18 protein-coding genes and 1 tRNA gene are annotated in these 19,673 nt (G+C 70.8%); 14 read left to right on the forward strand and 5 right to left on the reverse strand.

Annotated elements, in window-relative coordinates:
• Nucleotides 1-29 precede the first annotated feature (29 nt).
• Entirely contained in the window at nucleotides 30-1,544 is a 1,515-nt protein-coding gene (gene gltX / locus ACFWGP_RS17350) for a glutamate--tRNA ligase (protein WP_231430668.1), read from the forward strand.
• A gap of 214 nt (nucleotides 1,545-1,758) precedes the next feature.
• A tRNA-Gln gene (locus ACFWGP_RS17355) sits at nucleotides 1,759-1,833 on the forward strand.
• Between the two features lie 33 nt (nucleotides 1,834-1,866).
• On the opposite strand, the gene ACFWGP_RS17360 is transcribed toward ACFWGP_RS17355, so the two are convergent.
• A complete protein-coding gene (locus tag ACFWGP_RS17360) occupies nucleotides 1,867-2,571 on the reverse strand; it encodes a GNAT family N-acetyltransferase (RefSeq protein WP_231430669.1) in 705 nt (234 codons plus the stop codon).
• A 93-nt stretch (nucleotides 2,572-2,664) separates the two neighbouring features.
• Here ACFWGP_RS17360 and ACFWGP_RS17365 point away from each other — a divergent pair, with 93 nt between their 5' ends.
• The 4 genes from ACFWGP_RS17365 (at nucleotide 2,665) to ACFWGP_RS17380 (ending at nucleotide 6,029) form a co-directional block, all read left to right on the forward strand.
• Nucleotides 2,665-3,234, forward strand: coding sequence for a helix-turn-helix transcriptional regulator (locus tag ACFWGP_RS17365; RefSeq protein WP_275507133.1), 570 nt, complete (start codon nucleotides 2,665-2,667; stop codon nucleotides 3,232-3,234).
• Nucleotides 3,231-4,562 carry an MFS transporter gene (locus ACFWGP_RS17370; protein ID WP_376931452.1) on the forward strand — a complete coding sequence of 444 codons (1,332 nt, stop codon included), beginning with the start codon at nucleotides 3,231-3,233 and terminating at the stop codon, nucleotides 4,560-4,562. The genes ACFWGP_RS17365 and ACFWGP_RS17370 overlap by 4 nt, the downstream gene beginning before the upstream one ends.
• 64 nt (nucleotides 4,563-4,626) lie before the next feature.
• Entirely contained in the window at nucleotides 4,627-4,959 is a 333-nt protein-coding gene (locus tag ACFWGP_RS17375; protein ID WP_275507131.1) for a PadR family transcriptional regulator, read from the forward strand.
• Complete coding sequence (locus ACFWGP_RS17380; protein WP_376931453.1) at nucleotides 4,956-6,029, forward strand: permease prefix domain 1-containing protein; 1,074 nt, start codon at nucleotides 4,956-4,958, stop codon at nucleotides 6,027-6,029. The genes ACFWGP_RS17375 and ACFWGP_RS17380 overlap by 4 nt, the downstream gene beginning before the upstream one ends.
• A gap of 121 nt (nucleotides 6,030-6,150) precedes the next feature.
• On the opposite strand, the gene ACFWGP_RS17385 is transcribed toward ACFWGP_RS17380, so the two are convergent.
• The 3 genes from ACFWGP_RS17385 to ACFWGP_RS17395 form a co-directional block, all read right to left on the reverse strand.
• Nucleotides 6,151-7,824 (reverse strand): NAD(P)/FAD-dependent oxidoreductase, encoded by a 1,674-nt coding sequence (locus ACFWGP_RS17385; protein ID WP_275507129.1) that lies wholly within the window; start codon nucleotides 7,822-7,824, stop codon nucleotides 6,151-6,153.
• 106 nt (nucleotides 7,825-7,930) lie between these two features.
• On the reverse strand, nucleotides 7,931-8,938 hold the full coding sequence (locus tag ACFWGP_RS17390) for an SIS domain-containing protein (protein WP_231430675.1): 1,008 nt from the start codon (nucleotides 8,936-8,938) through the stop codon (nucleotides 7,931-7,933).
• Nucleotides 8,902-10,104 (reverse strand): hypothetical protein, encoded by a 1,203-nt coding sequence (locus ACFWGP_RS17395; protein ID WP_376931454.1) that lies wholly within the window; start codon nucleotides 10,102-10,104, stop codon nucleotides 8,902-8,904. Before ACFWGP_RS17395 ends, ACFWGP_RS17390 begins: the two co-directional genes overlap by 37 nt.
• A 120-nt stretch (nucleotides 10,105-10,224) precedes the next feature.
• On the opposite strand from ACFWGP_RS17395, the gene ACFWGP_RS17400 reads away from it, so the two are divergent.
• From ACFWGP_RS17400 to ACFWGP_RS17415, 4 genes are read left to right on the forward strand one after another with little or no spacing between them, the layout of a single operon-like run.
• Nucleotides 10,225-11,331 carry a spermidine/putrescine ABC transporter substrate-binding protein gene (locus ACFWGP_RS17400; RefSeq protein WP_231430677.1) on the forward strand — a complete coding sequence of 369 codons (1,107 nt, stop codon included), beginning with the start codon at nucleotides 10,225-10,227 and terminating at the stop codon, nucleotides 11,329-11,331.
• A gap of 4 nt (nucleotides 11,332-11,335) precedes the next feature.
• Nucleotides 11,336-12,238 (forward strand): ABC transporter permease, encoded by a 903-nt coding sequence (locus tag ACFWGP_RS17405; RefSeq protein ID WP_275507127.1) that lies wholly within the window; start codon nucleotides 11,336-11,338, stop codon nucleotides 12,236-12,238.
• Nucleotides 12,231-13,073 carry an ABC transporter permease gene (locus tag ACFWGP_RS17410; protein ID WP_231430679.1) on the forward strand — a complete coding sequence of 281 codons (843 nt, stop codon included), beginning with the start codon at nucleotides 12,231-12,233 and terminating at the stop codon, nucleotides 13,071-13,073. Before ACFWGP_RS17405 ends, ACFWGP_RS17410 begins: the two co-directional genes overlap by 8 nt.
• Nucleotides 13,070-14,215, forward strand: coding sequence for an ABC transporter ATP-binding protein (locus ACFWGP_RS17415; protein WP_231430680.1), 1,146 nt, complete (start codon nucleotides 13,070-13,072; stop codon nucleotides 14,213-14,215). The genes ACFWGP_RS17410 and ACFWGP_RS17415 overlap by 4 nt, the downstream gene beginning before the upstream one ends.
• Here the strand turns inward: ACFWGP_RS17415 and ACFWGP_RS17420 are convergent.
• Complete coding sequence (locus ACFWGP_RS17420) at nucleotides 14,185-14,805, reverse strand: TetR/AcrR family transcriptional regulator (RefSeq protein ID WP_231430681.1); 621 nt, start codon at nucleotides 14,803-14,805, stop codon at nucleotides 14,185-14,187. The two genes, ACFWGP_RS17415 and ACFWGP_RS17420, sit on opposite strands and share 31 nt — an antisense overlap.
• A gap of 131 nt (nucleotides 14,806-14,936) precedes the next feature.
• On the opposite strand from ACFWGP_RS17420, the gene ACFWGP_RS17425 reads away from it, so the two are divergent.
• The 4 genes from ACFWGP_RS17425 to ACFWGP_RS17440 form a co-directional block, all read left to right on the forward strand.
• Nucleotides 14,937-16,238 (forward strand): glycosyltransferase, encoded by a 1,302-nt coding sequence (locus tag ACFWGP_RS17425; RefSeq protein WP_231430682.1) that lies wholly within the window; start codon nucleotides 14,937-14,939, stop codon nucleotides 16,236-16,238.
• Nucleotides 16,235-17,677, forward strand: a complete 1,443-nt coding sequence (locus tag ACFWGP_RS17430) for an NAD(P)/FAD-dependent oxidoreductase (protein ID WP_376931455.1) — start codon at nucleotides 16,235-16,237, stop codon at nucleotides 17,675-17,677. Before ACFWGP_RS17425 ends, ACFWGP_RS17430 begins: the two co-directional genes overlap by 4 nt.
• Before the next feature lie 89 nt (nucleotides 17,678-17,766).
• Nucleotides 17,767-19,221: an aminobutyraldehyde dehydrogenase gene (locus ACFWGP_RS17435; protein WP_275507122.1), complete on the forward strand. Its 1,455-nt coding sequence runs from the start codon at nucleotides 17,767-17,769 to the stop codon at nucleotides 19,219-19,221.
• A gap of 77 nt (nucleotides 19,222-19,298) precedes the next feature.
• On the forward strand, nucleotides 19,299-19,673 hold a 375-nt coding region (locus ACFWGP_RS17440), incomplete at its 3' end, for a UTP--glucose-1-phosphate uridylyltransferase (RefSeq protein WP_376931456.1).

Below are 19,673 nucleotides of genomic sequence, written 5' to 3' on the forward strand. Positions count from 1 at the left end.
CCACCGCCCGCGTCGGTACCATTGAGCCGATGTCCGATTCAGCTCACCCCGTCACCCAGGCCACCGGCAGCGACATCCGTGTGCGCTTCTGCCCTTCACCGACCGGAACCCCGCACGTGGGTCTCGTGCGCACCGCCCTCTTCAACTGGGCGTACGCGCGGCACACCGGCGGCACGTTCGTGTTCCGCATCGAAGACACCGACGCCGCGCGCGACAGCGAGGAGAGCTACGAGCAGATCCTCGACGCGCTGACCTGGCTCGGCCTCTCGTGGGACGAGGGCGTCGGTGTCGGCGGCCCGCACGAGCCGTACCGCCAGTCGATGCGAGGCGACATCTACGCCGGCGTCATCGAGAAGCTGAAGGCGGCCGGCCATCTCTACGAGTCGTTCTCGACCGCCGAAGAGATCGACGCCCGCAACGAGGCCGCCGGCCGGCCGAAGCAGTTCGGCTACGACAACTTCGACCGCGACCTGACGGAGCAGCAGCGGGCCGCGTTCCGAGCCGAGGGGCGACAGCCCGCGCTGCGCCTGCGGGTGCCCGAGGTCGAGCTCGGCTTCGACGACCTCGTGCGCGGACGCATCGACTTCCCGGCGGGTTCGACCACCGACTTCGTGCTCGTGCGCCCCAACGGCGCCCCGCTCTACACGCTCGTGAACCCCGTCGACGACGCGCTCATGGGCATCACGCACGTGCTGCGCGGCGAAGACCTGCTCTCGTCGACGCCGCGCCAGATCGCGCTCTACCGCGCGCTCATCGACATCGGCGTGACGACGTTCATCCCGCGGTTCGGCCACCTGCCCTACGTCATGGGCGAGGGCAACAAGAAGCTCTCGAAGCGCGACCCCGAGTCGAACCTGTTCCACCACCGCGACCGCGGGTTCATCCCCGAGGGGCTGCTGAACTACCTGGCGCTGCTCGGCTGGGGCTTCTCGGCCGACCGAGACGTGTTCAGCCGCGACGAGCTCGTCGCCGCGTTCGACGTCGAGAACGTCAACCCGAACCCCGCGCGCTTCGACCTCAAGAAGGCCGAGGCGATCAACGGCGACCACATCCGCCAGCTCTCGGCCGACGACTTCGCAGCCCGCACCGTGCCGTACCTGCAGGCCGCGGGCGTCGCCTCGACGCCGATCTCGGCGGCCGAGGAGTCGGTGCTCGCCGAGGCGGCCCCGCTCGTGCAGGAGCGCATCGCCCTGCTGGGCGAGGCGCCCGGCATGCTCGGCTTCCTGTTCACGGATGCCTCGGGGCTCGAGTACGACGAGGCCGCCGTCGGCGGCCTGCCGGCCGACGCTTCCGCCGTGCTCTCGGCTGCCCGCGACGCCCTCGACGCGCTGCCCGCCTCGGCCTGGAACACCGCCGAGATCGAGGAGGCGCTGCGCGCCGCCCTCATCGACGGTCTCGGGCTGAAGCCCCGCGTGGCCTTCGGCCCCGTGCGCACCGCCGTCTCGGGCCGCCGCGTCTCGCCGCCGCTGTTCGAGTCGATGCAGATCCTCGGCAAGGTCGACTCGCTCGCGCGCATCGACCGCCTGGCGGCGCTCGTCGGCTGACGCTCGTATTCGTCGGTCGAGCAGCGCGAAGCGCGTATCGAGACCACGAGTTCCGGGGGTGCTCTCCCGCGATCTTCACCGCTTTCGCGGCACGGATCTTGCGGAGCTGCACCCTCGGAACCCGGCACGATCGGGTGAGACCGGCTCAGTTTGGCTGCGGCGGGCGGGTAGGCTACAGTTGACTCTCGGCCCGAGAACCTCGGTTTCGGGCCATTGGGGTATGGTGTAATTGGCAACACGGCTGATTCTGGTTCAGTTGTTCTTGGTTCGAGTCCAGGTACCCCAGCCATACGAGAAGCCCGGAATACCGCGGAAGTAGCGGTCATCCGGGCTTCAGTGGTTTCCGGGTTCGATCAGGCCCTTCGCTTGTGAAGTGGGCCGGCAGAGTCCCCGCGCCGGCGATCGTCGTGTCGTGCCAGTCGGTCTCGCGCATCGCATAGACGACGGTGTCGGCCCAAGCGCCCTTGAACCAAAGTTCCTCGATGAAGTGTGCTTCCTGGCGCATCCCGAGCCTCCGGCAGAGCGCTACGGATGCGTCGTTCCGTGGGTCGACCTCGGCGATGACCCGGTGCAGGCCGATGGTCGCGAAGCTCATCCGCAGCAACTCCGCCGCAGCCTCGGTGGCGTATCCCAGCCCTTGATGGTCTGGGTGCAACGCCCAGCCGATCTCGGCGCAAGAGTGCTCGACGGTCTTCAGTGAGAAGTAGAGATCGCCGATGACTTGACCGTCGGCTCGGCGCTCCACTGCGAGTTCGAGAGATTCACCTTCGCGCTCGAGTGTCGTGCGTTGCGACCACTTCGCAATCTTCTCTGAGACGGTGCGATGATCACGCGGCTCGTAGAGCAAATACTCGCAGACATCGGTCCTCGACTGATAAGCGTGCACGGCATCGACGTCTGCGTCGGTCATGATGCGGAGGCGCAAACGTTCGGTGAGGGCCTCCTCGAACCGGAACGGGATGCGAAGCTCAGGACCGGCGGCAGCCTCGGACCAGCGTTGAGGCTGCGGATGATCGTTGATCCCCATTGTGCGATCGTACTCATCGGCGCACCCTCACCCGCTCGAAAAGATGCACAAGAAGACTTGTACAAATACACTTGTGCATCTATCGTGAAGGGCATGGAACCCATCCAGGAGCCCGACGGCATCCGCGACGTCGTCGACGTCGATGTGCTGAAGGCGTTCACGCACCCGCTGCGCAACCGTCTGTACGACCTGCTCTCGGTCGACGGTCCGGCGACGGTCTCGATGCTCGCCGAGAAGGCCGGCGTCGCGATCGGGAGTGCCAGCCATCACCTCGGCATCCTCGCGCGAGCCGGCCTCATCGTCGAGGCGCCCGAGCTCGCGCGCGACGCTCGCGAGCACTGGTGGCAACGTGCCCAGCGCGGCATCCGCTGGTCGTCGACGGCGTTCACCGATCCCGCGGCGCGCGTCGTCGCCGATGCGATCGAAGAGCAGATGCTCGAGCAGCAGCATGCCCAGGCCCGCCAGTGGCTCGCCGAGCGCGATGATCGGCCCGAATGGGCCGAGGTCGCGTTCGCGCACCAGTCGCGGCTGTGGCTCACGGCCGACGAGGCGACCGAGCTCGGCGAGGCGCTCGAGGCCGTGCTGCGCTCGTTCGCCGGGCGCGAGCGCGAAGGGCGGGAGGCCGTGCTCGTGTGGGCGCGCGCATTCCCGAACCACCCATGAGCGTCGAGCAGGCGCCGAGCGTCGAGCGCCCGGTCGCAGGCGGCACCGAGGCACCGCAGGACGTCGTCGCCGTCCCGGCGGCGAACGGCCGGCGCGGCGGGGGAGTCTGGCGCAATCGCGACTTCCTGCTGATGTGGACGGGCGAGGCGGCGTCGGTCACCGGCGCCGGGATGACGAGCGTGCTGCTGCCGCTCATCGCGGTCGACCTGCTCGACGCCTCGGCGACGTGGATGGGCGTGATCGCAGCGGCGACGTGGCTGCCGTGGCTCGTCGTGGGCCTGCCGATCGGCGCCTGGGTCGACGGTCGTTCGCCGCGCGCCGTGATGATCGGCGCGAACGCGATCTCGATGGCGGCGTACGCCTTCGTTCCGGTCGCCGCGATGCTCGGCGTGCTGAGCCTCTGGCAGCTCGTGATCGTCGCGCTCGTCGTCGGCACCGCGACGATCGCGTTCCGCTCCGCCTACACGAAGCTGCTCGTGCGGATCGTGCCGGAACCCGATCGGGCGCTCGCCAACAGCCTCCTGTTCGGCACGGAGAACGCCGCGAACACCGTCGGTCCGGGGATCGGCGGTCTCGTCGGGCAGCTCATCGGGCCGGTGAAGGGACTGCTCGGCGAGGCGATCGGACTTGCGGTCTCGCTCGTCTGCCTCGTGGCGATGCGACCCCACCCGGTCGCGAGACGAGTCGAGCGCGAGCCGCTCTGGGCATCGGTGCGTGCGGGGCTCAGGCTCGTGTTCGGCGACCGGATGGTGCGATTCTTCGTCGTGCAGGGCGCCGTGGCGAACTTCGGCCTGATCGGCCAGCAGGCGATCCTCGTGCTGTGGCTGAGCCGCGACCTGCGACTCGACGCCGCGATGATCGGCGCCGTGTTCGCGATCACCTCGATCGGCGGCGTCGTCGGGGCGCTCGCGGCGCCGTGGCTCGGCCGTGTGCTCGGCGACGCGCGCGGCATCAGCATCATGCTGACCGGCGCGGGGCTGATGCTGCCGCTGCTCGCCCTCGCCCAGCCCGGTCCGGTGCTGTGGATCGTCGTCGTCGCCGATGCGCTGGCGGTGGCGGGCATCGTCGCCGCGAACGTGCTGCGACGCACCTGGATCCAGTCGTACGTGCCCGAGCACATGCTGGCGCGGCAGAGCACGAGTGCCCAGCTCGTGAACTTCGCGGGCATGCCGATCGCGGGCGTCCTCGCCGGCGTGCTCGCCGAACAGTGGGGACCCGCGCCGGTGATCTTCGCCATGGGCATGGTGGCGCTGCTCTCGAACGCCGCCTCGTGGTGCCAGCCGTGGCTCCGCCGGCGCGACCTTCCCCGTCCCGGTCGGAATGCTTGACGTACTACGTCACACATAGTACGTTGAGGGAAATATCAACGGAGTGTGCGGAGTGGAGGTCGTCATGATCAGCGCCGACGCGATTCGCGGTTACGTCGATCTGATGCTGCTGTCGCTGCTGCGACAGCGTCCCTCGTACGCCTACGAGCTCGCGCAGCAGATCCACGCGGTGACCGGCGCGGAGTACTCGATCAAGCAGACCACCCTGTACTCGGCGGTGAAGCGCCTCGAGGGGGCGAGCCTCGTCACCTCGTACGCCGGCGCCTCGGAGTCGGGCAAGCCGCGCACCTACTACCAGATCACCGCCGACGGGCTCGCCTACCTCGAGTCGAAGGTCGCCGAGTGGCGCGACACGAAGTCCGTCGTCGATCGATTCATCGAAGGGGTCGAAGCATGAACGTCATCACCGCCTATCTCGAGACGATGTTCGGCGCCTACCCGAAGACGACGCGGCTGCTCGAGGCGAAGGCCGAGCTCCACGCGATGATGGAAGACGCCTATCACGGCTATCTCGCCCAGGGCATGTCCGAGAACGAGGCCGTCGGGCGCGTCATCACCGAGTTCGGCAATCTCGACGAACTGGCGCCCGTGCTCGGCATCAGCGCGGAGATCGCACCGTCCGGAAGCGGCCTCGAGGGCACGGGCGGAGCGCCGGTCGCATCGTCCGCACCGGGTGCGCCGGCCGTCCGCAAGGTGCCCGCGCCGGCACCGGTCAGCCAAGAAGAGGCCGAGCGGTACGCCGAGGCCCGCCGCCGCAGCGAGCCGCGCCTGGCGCTCGCGATCGCGATGTTCGTCGTCTCGCCCGCGCCGCTCATCGCACTGGCGACCCTGGGCGCGGGCGGCGTGATCGGGGTCGGCCAGGACGCCGCGGCCATGATCGGCCTCGCCTGCCTGCTCGTGGTCGTGCTCGTGGCGGTGCTCATGGTCGTGCGCCGCGCCGGCGAGCTGGCGCCGTACCACCGACTCGCCACGGGCGAGTTCACCCGTTCGCCCGGAGTCGACCGGTGGGCGGAGCAGCTCGCCGCGGAGGCGGCGCCGAGGCGGTCGACTGCCCTGCAGGTCGCCGTCGCGCTCTGGATCCTGGCCGTCACCCCGGTGCTCGGCGTGAGCCTGCTCGCGCCCCCGTCGGTGTCCAACGCCTGGATCGGCGTCGCGGTCGCGGCGATGCTCGTCATCGTCGCGGTCGGGCTCCTGATCTTCCTCCCGGCGAACTGGGCCGCTTCGGTCGCCGAGACCCTCTCGGGCGGCGGCTCGGCCGGTCGCCGGGCGAGCGACGGCGACCGCAGCATCGTCGGGGTGATCGGCGCCTTCTACTGGCCGTTGGTCGTCGCGGTGTTCCTCGGCTGGAGCTTCATCGGTCACGCCTGGGGCATCTCGTGGATCGTCTGGCCGATCGCCGCGGTGCTCTTCGGGGCGATCGCCGGCGGGCTCAACGCCGTCGAGCGGTATCGCGCGGCCCAGCAGTAGCGACCCGCCATGTCCGAACCCGGGGATGCCCCGGGGCCGGCTCGCTGCGACCGAGGGGCCCGCCCGCGAAGCGGAGGCATCCGAGAGCTCGAACGCCCCGCCCCGCGGGCGCGACGTCAGCTCACGAGAGCGCGACCGCCTTCGCCGCCCGTTCGCCCGACTCGACCGCCCCGTTGAGGAAGCCGTAGTACTCGACGCTCGTATGCTCGCCCGCGAAGTGCACGTTGCCCTCGGGGGTCGAGCCCACGCCGAACAGCTGCGTGTACTGGCCCGGCCGCTGGCAGGTGTAGGCGCCGTGCGACCAGCGGTTCGCCCACCAGAAGTCGCGGTAGCTCTTGCCCGTGTACGCCGCCGTGACGCCCGGGAAGATCGGCTCGAGCTGCGCGAGCAGCCCCTGCACCTGCGCCGCCGGGGCGACGCCGAAGGGCTGGCCCGACCACGCCTTCACCTGGTCGCCCGAGGGGAAGAAGTTGTAGACGCCGACCGGCAGCGGGTGCGATGCCGTGTCGTCCCAGCCGCACTGGAACCCCGACGGATTCGTGTACGCCGCCCCGCCGTAGCCCTGCTCGACCCACGGCCGGTGCGAGACCTGCACGTGCACCTTGGCGTTCGCGCCGAGCCCGAGCTCGTCGATCGCCCGCCGGGTGAGCGACGAGAAGCCCGACTGGCTGAGGTCGCACTCGCGCAGCGTCGTGAACGGCAGCGCGAGGATGACGCGGTCGAAGGTCTTGTCGACGGTCTGGTTGCCGACCTTGAAGCTGAGCCGCACGGTGCCGTCGGCGTTGCGCTTGACGGCGATGAGCTCGTGGCCGTAGCGCGCCGTGCCGGCGGGCAGTTCCGCGAGCATGCGCGACACGATCTGGTCGTTGCCGCCGCGGACCACGTACTTCTCGTCGGCGCCGTTGATCGGCGAGAGGCTGTTCTGGGCGTTCCAGCCGAGGAGGTAGACGAGGTTGAGCGCCGACTGCTCGTGCGACTCGAGGCCGTACTCCGCCATCACGTTCGACTGCATGAGCTTCGCGAAGCGGCTCGACAGGCCGCCCGGCACCTTCGCCGCGAGCCAGTCGTCGACCGTCATCCCGTCGAGGGCGACCCCGGCCGCCGTGTGCACGTCGTGGGTCTGGCAGTAGGGTGCGGCGGCGAGGTCGGCCTTCATCGCCTGGTACACCTCGCCCCAGTCGTCGTTCGCGTCGTCGTAGGGATAGTCGGCGCCGTCGATGCGGTACTTGTCGACCCAACCCATGTAGCTGCCGCCCGCGACGACGTCGAGGCTGAGCCCGAGGCTCGACGCGAGGTTGCGGATGGCGTTGTGGTCGGTGTTGATGAGCGCGCCGCCGTGCTCGACGACGATGCCGTCGTCGAAGTGGTCGCGCAGGCTGTAGCAGCGGCCGCCGGCGCGGGCACTGCCCTCGAAGAGCGTCGACGCGACGCCCTTCGTGCGCCACAGCCAGTGGGCGGCCCGCGTACCGGCGAGCCCGGCGCCGACGATGCCGACGCTCGGGGCAGGGGCGGGCTTCGCCGCCGCGGCGGCGGCCGGCATCGGCGAGGAGGCCAGTGCGAGTGCCGCGCCGGCTCCGGCGATGCCCGCGACCCTCAGGGCGTCGCGCCGGCTGGGCGGCGATTTCGGTCGTCCGGTGTCGGAAGAACTCGAGCCGGATGCCTCGGCGCGGGCCGCAGCGGCCTCGCCGAGCACCTCGTCGACGGGCATGCCGCGCCGTTCGGCTTCGCCGTGGGCGCGGAGGATCGCGCCGATCCGTGAACTGAGCGGCGTCGTGCCGCGGGGAGTTGCCTGCATGATGAACCTCGCTGTTTCCGTATCGGTGTATCGGTGGAGCGGTGCTGAACATGGAGCAAGTTCGATGCCCGGGCCGGCAGGAGTGCCGGACACCCGACGCGCGGCATCAGGCGCCCTCGCGCACCCCCTCTCCGTCGAAGAGGCGGTTCGCGACGAGCTCGCCGACGATCACCTCGGCGAGCGTCGCGACATCGGGCTCGTCGTCGTGCGCATGCCGCACGACGAGCTCGGCGCCGGCGAGTTCCCGGCCGACCGACGCGAAGCGCGACTCGCGCATCGCCATCCACTCGAGGGCCTGGTCGTCCCAGGCCGAGCCGGCGAACACGAGCGCCCGATAGTCCTGGGTCTTCGTGAGGTACACGTCGACGTGCGACCAGTCGCCCGTCTCCGAGGCGAACGCGCCCACCCGCGGCACCTCCCGCAGCATGAGCGCCGACTGCTGCGCGCTCGAGAGCCGCTCGACCGGGGCGAGGGTCCAGGTGCCCGACGGCCCGGCGAGCAGTCGGGTCATCGGGTCGAGCCAGCTCGAGCTCGTCGCGAGCAGGTCGGCCGAGGCGTCGGCGGCCCGGCGCAGCACCGCGGCGTCGAATCGTGCGGCACGGCCCGGCTCGGCGACCGGGCGCAGCGCGTGGAGCACCGCGTCGACGACGGCGAACGTCGCCCGGAAGGTGCGACAGGCGACGCCGGATGCCTCGGTGCCGGCGACGAGCGGTACGACGACGTCGGCCGCCTCGCCGAGGGCGGAGCCGGGGCGGTTGGTGATGGCCACGAGCCGGCCCGACCCGCGGTACCGCTCGACGGCGCGCAGCACCTCGACGCTTCCGCCGGTCGCCGACACGGCGACGACGACGAGGCCGGGTGCGGGCGCGGGCAGCAGCTCGGTGCTCGCGAGCTCGACGACGACGTGCGCGCCGGCCGCGCGGTGCCGTCGCGCGACGACGTCGGCGGCGTACCGGCTCGAGCCCATGCCCACGACGAGCACGCGCTCGACGGCGCCGCGCGCGAGCGCGGCGACCTCGTCGAGGCCCGCGAGCCCGGCGTCGAGCGCATCGGCGAGCGCGCCGAGCGAGTGCGGGATCAGGTCGAGGTCGGCGCGGAAGGCGGTGGGGTCCACTGGGTCTCCGGATGTTCGTCGGTCGATCGATGGCGGTGGGTGATGGCGGCGTCGGGCGCGTAGCGCCAGACGGGCAGGAATCGGTCGGCGTAGTGGAGTTCTGCGACGAGCTGCTCGGCGCAGAAGCTGGGCAGGAGCGCCTCGTCGAAGAGCTCGGGGCGTGAGAGCTCGGACCGGTACGCCTCGAGGAACGCGGACCGGGCCCGATCCGCCCACGCGAAGGCGCGGTCGTCGGCGCAGCCGATGCGGCGCTGGGCGACCGCGGCGACGAGGTCGAGCGACACGACCAGGTGCGCGACGTCGCGCGCGGCCGCGTCGGCGCGCTCGCGGTCGTCGGCCGAGAGCTGCGGGTCGCCGTCGAAGTCGATGACGGTGTAGCGCCGGGTGCCGGAGCCGTCGGGGGAGGCGAGCACCTGCCCGACGTGCAGGTCGCCGTGGATCGGGAACTCGAGCCCGGGCGAGGTGCCCTCGAGCGACCGGATGTCTCGGGCGAGCGAGGTGCGGCGGTTGTGCAGGCGCGCTCCGCTCTCGCCGTCGGCCGGATCGGCGGCCTCGAGCGCACGGGCGAGCGCATCCTCGGCGCGGACCAGTCGGGCGGCGGGCGCGTCGTCGCCGGACGTCACGGCGGAGGCGCCGAGGACGCCGTGGATGCGGGCGACGCGTGCACCCAGGAGGCCGGGCCACTCGGGCTCCGTGCCCGAGCCGAGCAGCTCGACGACGTCGTCGACCGCCCAGGTCCAGCCGTCTTCGGCACCGGGCAGGTACTCGGTGACGATCGCGATCGTCGACCTGCCGAGCTCGGGATGCCGCCATTCGACTCGGCCGACCAGCCGGTCGACGTCGCGCGACCCCGCCTCGGCGAGTCGCTCGAGCAGGGCGCCGGCGCGGTCGGCGGCGCCCCAGCGGCCGACGAGCTTCACGACGAGGCGCTCGTCGACGATGACCGAGACGTTCGTCTGGTCGACCGTGATCGCCCGCTCCGCGGCATCCGCCGTGATCGATGAGCCGGGAACCGCGGCGGCGAGCGCACGGGCGAGGCCGTCGCCGGCAGCGGGGTGCCGCCCGTCGGCGAGCAGCGCTCCGTCGTCGCCGACGGACAGCGTGCGCCCGCCGACGACCGGCTCTGCGCCGCTGATGGTGGAGCCGTCGCTCATCGTCGAGTTCATTGAATTCGGATTATAACTATTCGGCAAAGCCCGCTCCAGTGTTTTCTCGGAGCCATTGCCATTTCTTGATGACCGATGCAACAATCGCTCAACCTTGTCCACTGTTGCAGGAGGTTCCCCATGCGTTCGACCCGTCGAATCGTCGCCGCCTCGGGCTGCGCACTCGCGTTCGCCCTCGCCCTCTCCTCGTGCGCCTCCTCCGGTGGCGGTGCCGCCGACGAGACGCTCGACCCCGACGCCGACCTCAGCCAGCAGACGCTCACGGTGTCGATCTGGGCCGACTACTACCCCGAAGACCTCGCCGAGCAGTTCGAGCAGGCGACGGGGGTCAAGACGACGATCGTGAACCACACCACCAACGAGGACATCGTCGCCAAGCTCACCGCGAGCGCCGACCCCGGCATCGACGTCGCGTTCGTCTCGGGCCAGTACGCCCAGGCGCTCGGCGAGCAGGGGCTGCTCCAGGAGCTCGACAAGTCGCTCATCCCGAACGAGGAGAACCTCTACCCCGAGGCGCTCGAGCTCGACTACGACGAGGGCAACGTCTACTCCGAGCCGTACGCCTGGGGCACGACGGGCCTCTGCTACCGTCCCGACCTGACCGGCTTCGCACCGACGTCGTGGAACGACCTGCTCGACCCGAAGCCCGAGCTCGAGGGCAAGACCACGATGCTCTCGACCGACCGCTGGCTCGCGATGCCCGCGCTCAAGGCCGCCGGTCACTCGCTCAACACGACCGACGACGCCGAGCTCGACGAGGCGAAGGCGCAGCTGCTCGAGACCAAGCCGACCCTCCTCGCCTACGACGACACGACGTTCTACTCGAAGCTCGTCTCTGGCGAGGCCGCCATGGTCGAGGCCTGGGACGGCTGGTGCAACTACGGCATCGCCGAGAACCCCGACATCGAGTTCGTGATCCCCGACGAGGGCGCCGACCTGTGGGTCGACACCATGACGGTGCTCAAGAGCTCGGAGAACAAGGAGGCCGCGATGGCCTTCGTCAACTACATCCTCGACCCCGAGGTGCAGACCTGGGTCGCCGAGAACATCCTCTACAAGGTGCCGAACCAGGCCGCGATGGAGGCCCTCGACCCGGCGCTCGTCGAGCAGTACCCGACGCTCGGCATCTCGGTCGACGAACTGTTCGAGCAGGAGGTCATCGTCGACCTCGGCGAGGACACGACGAAGTACGTCGACCTCAACGCCGAAGTGCTGGCGACCAACTGACGCCGTGACGTCGACACTCGACCGGGAGGCCCCCGCCGTACGCGCACCCCGCGCGCGGCGGGGGTTCGCCCCGGTTCCGTTCCTCGCCCCGGGCCTCGTCTTCCTGATCGCCTTCATGGCGATCCCGGTGGGCCTGCTCGCGTTCTACAGCTTCTTCAAGCGCGGCCGCTTCGGCGGCGTCGTGTTCGAGTTCACGCTCGACAACTGGGTGAAGCTCTTCGAGCCGCTGTACCTCGGTGTCATCGTGCAGTCGGTCGGCGTCGCGCTCGTCGTGACCCTCCTGGCGCTCCTCATCGGCTACCCGATGGCGTACGCCATCGCCGGGCTCTCGCCGAAGTGGCGCACCGTCGCGCTCGTCGCGATCGTGCTGCCGTTCTGGACGAACTTCCTCATCCGCACGTACGCGTGGATCCTGCTGCTCAACAATGCGGGCTGGGTGAACCAGTGGCTGCAGTCGCTCGGCATCGTCGACGAGCCGATCGCGATGCTGTACACCCCGCAGGCGATCGTGGTCGGACTGCTCTACATGTACCTGCCGCTCATGGTGCTGCCGCTCTACGCGTCGCTCCAGCAGCTCGATCCGTCGCTCCGCGAGGCGGCGACGAACCTCGGCGCCACCCCGTGGCGCACCTTCCGCACCGTCACGCTGCCGCTCTCGCTGCCGGGGGCGCTCACCGGCTGCATCTTCGTGTTCGTGCCGGCCATGTCGAACTTCGTGATTCCCGAGCTCATCGGCGGCGGCAAGACGATCATGGTCGGCAACCTCGTACGCGACCAGTTCTTCGAGGCGCGCGACTGGCCGTTCGGCGCGACCCTCGCGCTCGTGCTCACGATCATGCTCGTGCTCGTCATCCTCGTGCAGTCCGCGGTCTCGCGGCGCCTGACCGAAGGGAGCCGCCGTGGCTGACACCGGCAACCCGCCGACGACCGCGATGCGCGAGGCCGATCCGGCGTCGGCGCCGCGGGCGGTGCGCAAGGCCCGAGGCATCCTCGTGCCGTTGTGGCTCGGCTACGCGTTCCTCTACCTGCCGATCCTCGTGGTCGTGATCATGAGCTTCAACGACTCCGAGAACCTGTTCGTCTGGCGCGGGTTCTCGCTGCGCTGGTACCCCGAGCTCTTCGCCGACGAGCAGATCATGCAGGGCCTCGCGAACACGCTCGTCGTCGCCGCCGGCGCCACGGCGATCGCGACGGTGCTCGGCACGCTGCTCGCGTACGGCATCCAGAAGTACACGCGTGGCGGACTCATCCGCGCCTTCGCGATCGCGCCCGCCATCCTGCCCGACCTGCTGCTCGGCATCGGCCTGCTCACGTTCTTCTCGCTGCTGTCGTTGACGCTCGGCCTGCACTCGGCGATCCTCGCGCACGCCGTGTTCGCGACCGCGTTCGTCACCGCGATCGTGCTCGCCCGCATGGCGAGCCTCGACCAGAGCCTCGAGGAGGCGTCGCGCGACCTCGGCGCAGGTCCCGTGCGCACCTTCATGCGCGTGACCCTGCCGCAGCTCGCCCCGGGCATCGTCGCGGGCGCGCTGCTCGCGTTCACGCTCTCGATCGACGAGTTCGTGATCGCGTTCTTCACCACCGCGCCGACCCAGCCGACCTTGCCGATCGTCATCTACTCGATGGTGCGCTTCGGGGTCACGCCCGAGGTCAACGCCCTCGCCACCATCCTCCTGCTCGTGAGCATCGTCACGGTGATCGCGGCGCAACGACTGACCCGACTGACAGGAACCGTGAAGTGAGCACCGCACCCCTCCTCCGCGTCGACGGCGTGCGCGCCGTCTACGGCGACACCGTCGCCCTCCACGACATCTCGCTCGACATCGCCGACAACGAGTTCTTCGCCCTGCTCGGACCGTCGGGGTGCGGCAAGACGACGCTGCTGCGCTCGATCGCCGGCTTCGAGACGCCGGCCGCGGGTCGCATCGAGATCGACGGCGACGACCTGCTGCGCATGCCGGCGCACCGACGCCCGGTGAACATGATGTTCCAGAGCTACGCACTGTTCCCGCACATGTCGGTCGAGAAGAACGTCGCCTACGGGCTCGAGTCCGAGGGGGTCGGCCGGGCGGAGACCGCGAAGCGCGTCGCGGAGGTGATGGACGTCGTCGGCCTCGGCCACCTCGCCAAGCGCCGACCGGGCCAGCTGTCGGGCGGCCAGCGCCAGCGCGTCGCGCTCGCCCGCGCGATCGTCAAGCGCCCGAGGCTGCTGCTCCTCGACGAGCCGCTCTCGGCACTCGACCGGCAGGTGCGGGCGTCGATGCAGCTCGAGCTCAAGCGGCTGCAGCACGAGGTCGGGCTCACGTTCGTCGTCGTCACCCACGACCAGGAGGAGGCCATGTCGATGGCGGACCGCATCGCCGTGCTGCGCGACGGTCGTCTCGAGCAGCTCGCCACCCCGCAGGAGCTCTACGCGAACCCGGCCACGCGCTTCGTCGCGTCGTTCATCGGCTCGGCGAACCTGCTCGACGGTGTCGTTCGCCCGGGGCGGGTCGACGTACCCGGCGTCGGCGCCGTCGAGGTGGCAGCGCACGCGCTGCCCGACGGCACCCCGGCGACCGCGGTCGTACGACCCGAAGACGTCGACCTCACCGCCGATGCGGCGACGGCCGCGCTCTCGGGCGTCGTCGTCGACACCTACTTCCTCGGCGGGGCGTCGACGCTCTCGATCGAGGTCGCGGGCCTCGCGGCGCCGATCATCGCCTCGGTGCACGGCACGAGCGCGCTCACCCGCGGCGACGCGGTGGGCGTGCGGTTCGGGCGGGCGGCCGCGGTCTCCCGCGACGCGGCGACCGTCGACGACCAGGACGGCACCGATGACTCGGCGGAACCGACCGGCGTCGCGGGCACGCCTCAGGAGGAGGCGGAGGGGGTCAGGTCATGACCCGTCGCGAGCCGCGCGCTCGCCACGATGAGCTCGTAGGCCCCGTCGTGGTCGATCGTGGGGTGGCCGGCGATGATGCGATAGCCGTACGCGTCCTCGAGGGCGACGAGGTTGCGCGCGATCACGAGCGACGGCTGCGCGAGGGCGAAGATGCCGCGTGCGGCGCCCTGCTCGAGCACGACCTGATACATGCCGACCTGGCGGTCGTAGAGGGTCGTGAGCAGCGACGCCATGAGGGGGTTGCGGCCGGCCGACCCGCCGAGCTCGCAGAGCAGCCGCACCTCGGTGTCGCCCGGGCCGCTCGGCAGGCCCGACTTCGCGAGGGCCAGCAGGCGTGCCACCGGGTCGTCGGGCAGTTGTTCGAGCATGCGCACGCGCGCCTCGTAGAAGCGCTCCATGCCGGCACGGTTCGCCTCGAACATCAGCTCGTCGATGTCGGGGTAGTAGTACAGCACCGCGCTCGACGTGAGGCCCGCCTCTTCCGCGACGCGATTCAGTCGCGCCCCGTCGGGGCCGTGCGCCGCGATCGCGCGCTGGGCCGCCGCGACGAGTTGGCTGCGTCGCTCCTCCTGCCGCTTCGGCCGCGCCATTCGGGCTCCCCTCACCGTCGAGTTCTCTGTACTGCTGGTCAATGATACGTCGATGCGGCCAGATTTCTCGCAACCCTTGACAACTCGAATTCTTTTCATCACGATTCAATAAATCGACGAAGGAGTCACCAATGGCAGACGAGCGCCGCACCTTCCTCTTCATGCCCGAGAGCGCCTACGGCCCGACGAACAACTGCATCGGCATCGGAAACGTGCTCCTGCAGCGCGGCCACCGCGTCGTGTTCGCCGCCGAGCGCTCGTGGGAGGGCAAGCTCGCCGCCCTCGGCTTCGAGGAGGATCTCGTCGACCTCGCACCTGCACCCGAGGAGGAGGTCGAGCAGGATGCCGGCCAGTTCTGGAAGGACTACATCCGGGAGGTGTCGCCCGAGTTCCGCAAGACGACCGCCGAGCAGCTCGAGACGGTCACGCTCCCGATCTGGCAGGCGCTCGTCGACGGCGCGAAGTACTGCGAGCCGCAGCTGAAGGCGATCATCGAGCGGGTGCGGCCCGATGTCGTCGTCGAAGACAACGTCCTCGCCTTCCCGGCGCTCGTCACCGCGGGCGTTCCGTTCGTTCGCATCGTGTCGTGCAACCCGCTCGAGGTGCCCGGCGACGACATCGCGCCCGTCTTCTCGGGGCTGGCCGAAGACGACCGGGCGGCCTGGCCCGCGTTCCGCGCCGAGTACGACCGCACGCACCGCGCGCTCTGGCAGGAGTTCGACGCGTGGGTGCAGGAGCAGGGGGCACCCGCCCTGCCCGAGCTCGAGTTCATCCACCGCGGCGACGCGAACCTCTACGTCTACCCCGAGGTGCTCGACTACACCGACGCCCGCCCCCTGGACGAGACCTGGCACCGGCTCGACTCGTCGGTGCGCGAGACCGAGCAGGCACCCGCCGAACTGCCCGCCTCGTTCACCGACGGCAGCCGCCCGCTCGTCTACTTCAGCCTCGGCTCGCTCGGCTCGGCCGACGTCGAGCTCATGCGCCGGGTGATCGCGGCGCTCGCCGACCAGCCGATCAACGTCATCGTCTCGAAGGGGCCGCTGCACGACGAGATCGAGCTCGCCGACAACATGTGGGGCGCCGAGTTCCTGCCGCAGACCACGATCCTGCCGCTCGTCGACCTCGTCATCACCCACGGCGGCAACAACACGACGACCGAGGCGCTGCACTTCGGCAAGCCCATGGTGCTGCTGCCGCTCTTCTGGGACCAGTACGACAATGCGCAACGCGTCCACGAGAAGGGCTACGGCCTCCGGCTCGACCCGTACCGCTTCACGCCCGACGAGCTCGCGGACGCCGTGCGCACCCTCGTGGGCGACGCGGCCCTGCGCGAGCGCGTGGCGGCCGCCGGGGCGGAGATCCGCTCGCGCGACGGCGTCTCGGCCGCCGCCGACGTGATCGAGCGCGTCGGCGCCCGGGAACGGGTGTGAGCGCCACCGGGGCGCGAGCGCAGCAACGGGCGCAGGCGCAGGCCGAGGCGGCGCTCGCCGACGCAGCGCCCCGCGCCTACTGGACCGACCACGCGCAGCGCGACGGCGCCCCGTCGCCGCGGACATCGCTGACCGGCCAGGACGAGGCCGACCTCGTCGTCATCGGGGCGGGGTTCACCGGCCTCTGGACCGCCTGGCGGGCGCTCGAGCGCGACCCCGCGGCATCCGTCGTCGTGCTCGAGGCCGAACGCGTGGCGCACGGGGCGACCGGGCGCAACGGCGGCTTCGTCTCGAGCTCGCTCACGCACGGGCTCACCCACGGCACCGCGATCTGGCCCGACCAGGTGGGCGCCCTGCACGACGAGGGCGAGCGAAACCTCGCCGAGCTCGTCGCGACGATCGAGGCGGCCGGCATCGACTGCGGGCTGCGACGCGCCGGCAAGACGACGATCGCGATCGAACCGTGGCAGCTCGACGGGCTGCGCGAGGCGCACGAGCTCGGTGCCAGGCACGGGGTCGAGCTCGAACTGCAGGACCGCGACGAGGTGCAGGCGGACGTGCACTCGCCGACGTACCTCGGCGGCCTCCGCGACCGCACCGGCACGGTGCTCATCGACCCCGCGCGGCTCGCCTGGGGCATGGCCGCGGAGCTCGAACGCCGCGGGGTGCGCATCTTCGAGGCATCCGCCGTCACCGGCATCGACCGGCAGGGCGCGGGCGTGCGCGTGCGCACTGTGCTCGGGCACGTCGACGCGCGCGACGCGGTCATCGCGACCGCGGCCTACCCGGCGCCGCTCCGGCGGCTCGGCAACTACATCATGCCGCTCTACGACCACGTGCTCATGACCGAGCCGCTCGACGCCGCGCAGCAGGCGGCGATCGGCTGGTCCGAGGGGCAGGGGCTCACCGACGCGGGCAACCAGTTCCACTACTACCGGCCGACCGCCGACGGGCGCATCCTGTTCGGCGGCTGGGACGCCGTGTACTACTTCGGCGGCAGGGTCGATGCGGGGCTCGAGCAGCGCGACGCCTCGCACGAACTGCTCGCGCGCCACTTCTTCGAGACCTTCCCGCAGCTGGACGGCGTGCGGTTCACGCACCGGTGGGCCGGGCCGATCGACTCGACGACCCGATTCACGGCGGCGTACGGCACCGCCCGCGGCGGCCGGGTCGCCTATGCGGTCGGGCACACCGGCCTGGGCGTGGGGGCATCGCGATTCTCGGCGGACGTCGCGCTCGACCTGCTCTCGGGCGAGCCGACGTCGCGCCTGCGCTACGACATCGTGCGCCGCCGTCCGTTCCCCATCCCGCCCGAGCCGCTCCGCAACCCGATCGTGCAGTTCACGCGGCGCTCGATCCTCGCGGCCGACGCCCGCGAGGGCCGACGCAACCTGTGGCTGCGCACGCTCGACCGGTTCGGCCTCGGCTTCAACTCCTGACCACCCGCTCGCCGAGCCCGTCGACGCGAGCCGCACGACCGCTGGGTCCGCTCCGACGGACTCGGTGAACGAGACGAGAGGAGCTCTCCATGAGCACCGGAACCTTCATCGGCGACTACCGCGCCGGCACCGGCAGCGACGCCGTGATCACCAATCCCGCCACTGAGGAGGAGGTCGCCGCGTTCACCTCATCGGGCGTCGCCGACGTCGACGAGGCCGCGGCGGCGGCGCGGGCGGCGCAGCCGGCGTGGGCCGCGAAGACGCCGGGGGAGCGCTCGCTCGCGCTCCTGCGGCTCGCCGACGCCCTCGAGGATGACGCGGCGAATCTCGCCCGCCTCGAGGTCGAGGACTCGGGCAAGCCCTGGACGACCGCATTCGACGGCGAGCTGCCGTTCGGCATCGACAACCTGCGGTTCTTCGCCGGGGCGGCGCGCTCGCTCGACGGCACCGGGGCGGGGTCGTTCTCGAACGGATACACGTCGATCCTCACCCGGCGCCCCGTCGGCGTCGTCGCGGGCATCACACCGTGGAACTTCCCGCTCATCATGGCGATCTGGAAGGCCGGTCCCGCGCTCGCCGCGGGGAACGCCGTGATCGTGAAGCCCGCGCCCGCGACCCCGCGCACGACGCTCCGCTTCGCCGAACTCGCGGTCGAGGCCGGACTGCCCGCAGGCCTCTTCAACGTCGTCACGGGCGACGCCGAGGTCGGGCAGGCGCTCGTGACGCACCGCGAGGTCGACATGGTGAGCGTCACCGGGTCGACCCAGACCGGCAAGGCCGTCATGCGCGGCGCCGTCGACGGCGTGAAGCGCGTGCATCTCGAGCTCGGCGGCAAGGCGCCCGTCATCGTCTTCGCGGACGCCGACCTCGGCGCGATGGCGCAGGCCGTCACGATGGGGGCGACGTACAACTCGGGACAGGACTGCACCGCGGCGACCCGCGTCTACCTCGAGCGCTCGATCTTCGACGACGGGGTCGCGGCACTGCGGCAGGCCGTCGCGAGCGTCGTCGCCGGCGACCCGATGGACCCCGAGACCCACATCGGGCCGCTCGTGTCGAAGGCGCACCGTTCGCGCGTCGAGGGCTTCGTGACGCGCGCCGTCGCGGAGGGGGCCGAGGCGCTCGTCGGCGGCCGGTCGATCGATGGCCCGGGATCGTACTTCGCACCGACCCTGCTCGTCGGCGCGGCGCAGTCGTCGGAGATCGTGCAGGGCGAGGTGTTCGGCCCCGTGCTCGTGGTGCTGCCGTTCGACGGCGAGGCAGGCGGCATCGCGCTCGCGAACGACAGCGCGTACGGGCTCGCCTCCTCGGTCTGGACGACCGATGTCGGCCGCGCGCTGCGGGTGAGCCAGTCGCTCGACGTGGGCGTCACGTGGGTGAACGACCACCTGCCGATCGCGTCGGAGGCCCCGCACGGCGGCGTCAAGGGGTCGGGCTTCGGCAAGGACATGTCGATCGAGCCGCTGCTCGACTACTCGGTGACCCGGCACCTCATGATCCGGCACGCGCCGCCGCCCGAGACGACCGGGTTCCGCCCGGCCTGAGCGCTGCCGTCGCCGCCGACGGGGGCGGCACGCGCAGACGACGACATGACACGACGACAGACGGAGAGGCACGATCGATGACGAAGCGGATCACGAAGGCGGTCATTCCTGCGGCGGGGTTGGGGACGCGGTTCCTGCCGGCGACGAAGGCGATGCCGAAGGAGATGCTGCCGGTGGTGGACAAGCCGGCGATCCAGTACGTGGTCGAGGAGGCCGTGGCGGCGGGGTTGACGGATGTGTTGATGATCACGGGTCGGAACAAGAACGCGTTGGAGAACCATTTCGACCGGGTCGCGGAGTTGGAGGCGACGCTGGAGCGCAAGGGCGATACGGCGAAGCTGGAGAAGGTGAACGAGGCGACCGATCTGGCGGACATGCATTACGTGCGGCAGGGTGACCCGCTGGGGCTCGGGCATGCGGTGCATCGGGCGCACATGCATGTGGGTGATGAG

It is taken from the genome of Agromyces sp. NPDC127015 (genome assembly GCF_042725165.1).
In the GTDB taxonomy this organism is placed as follows: domain Bacteria; phylum Actinomycetota; class Actinomycetes; order Actinomycetales; family Microbacteriaceae; genus Agromyces; species Agromyces chromiiresistens.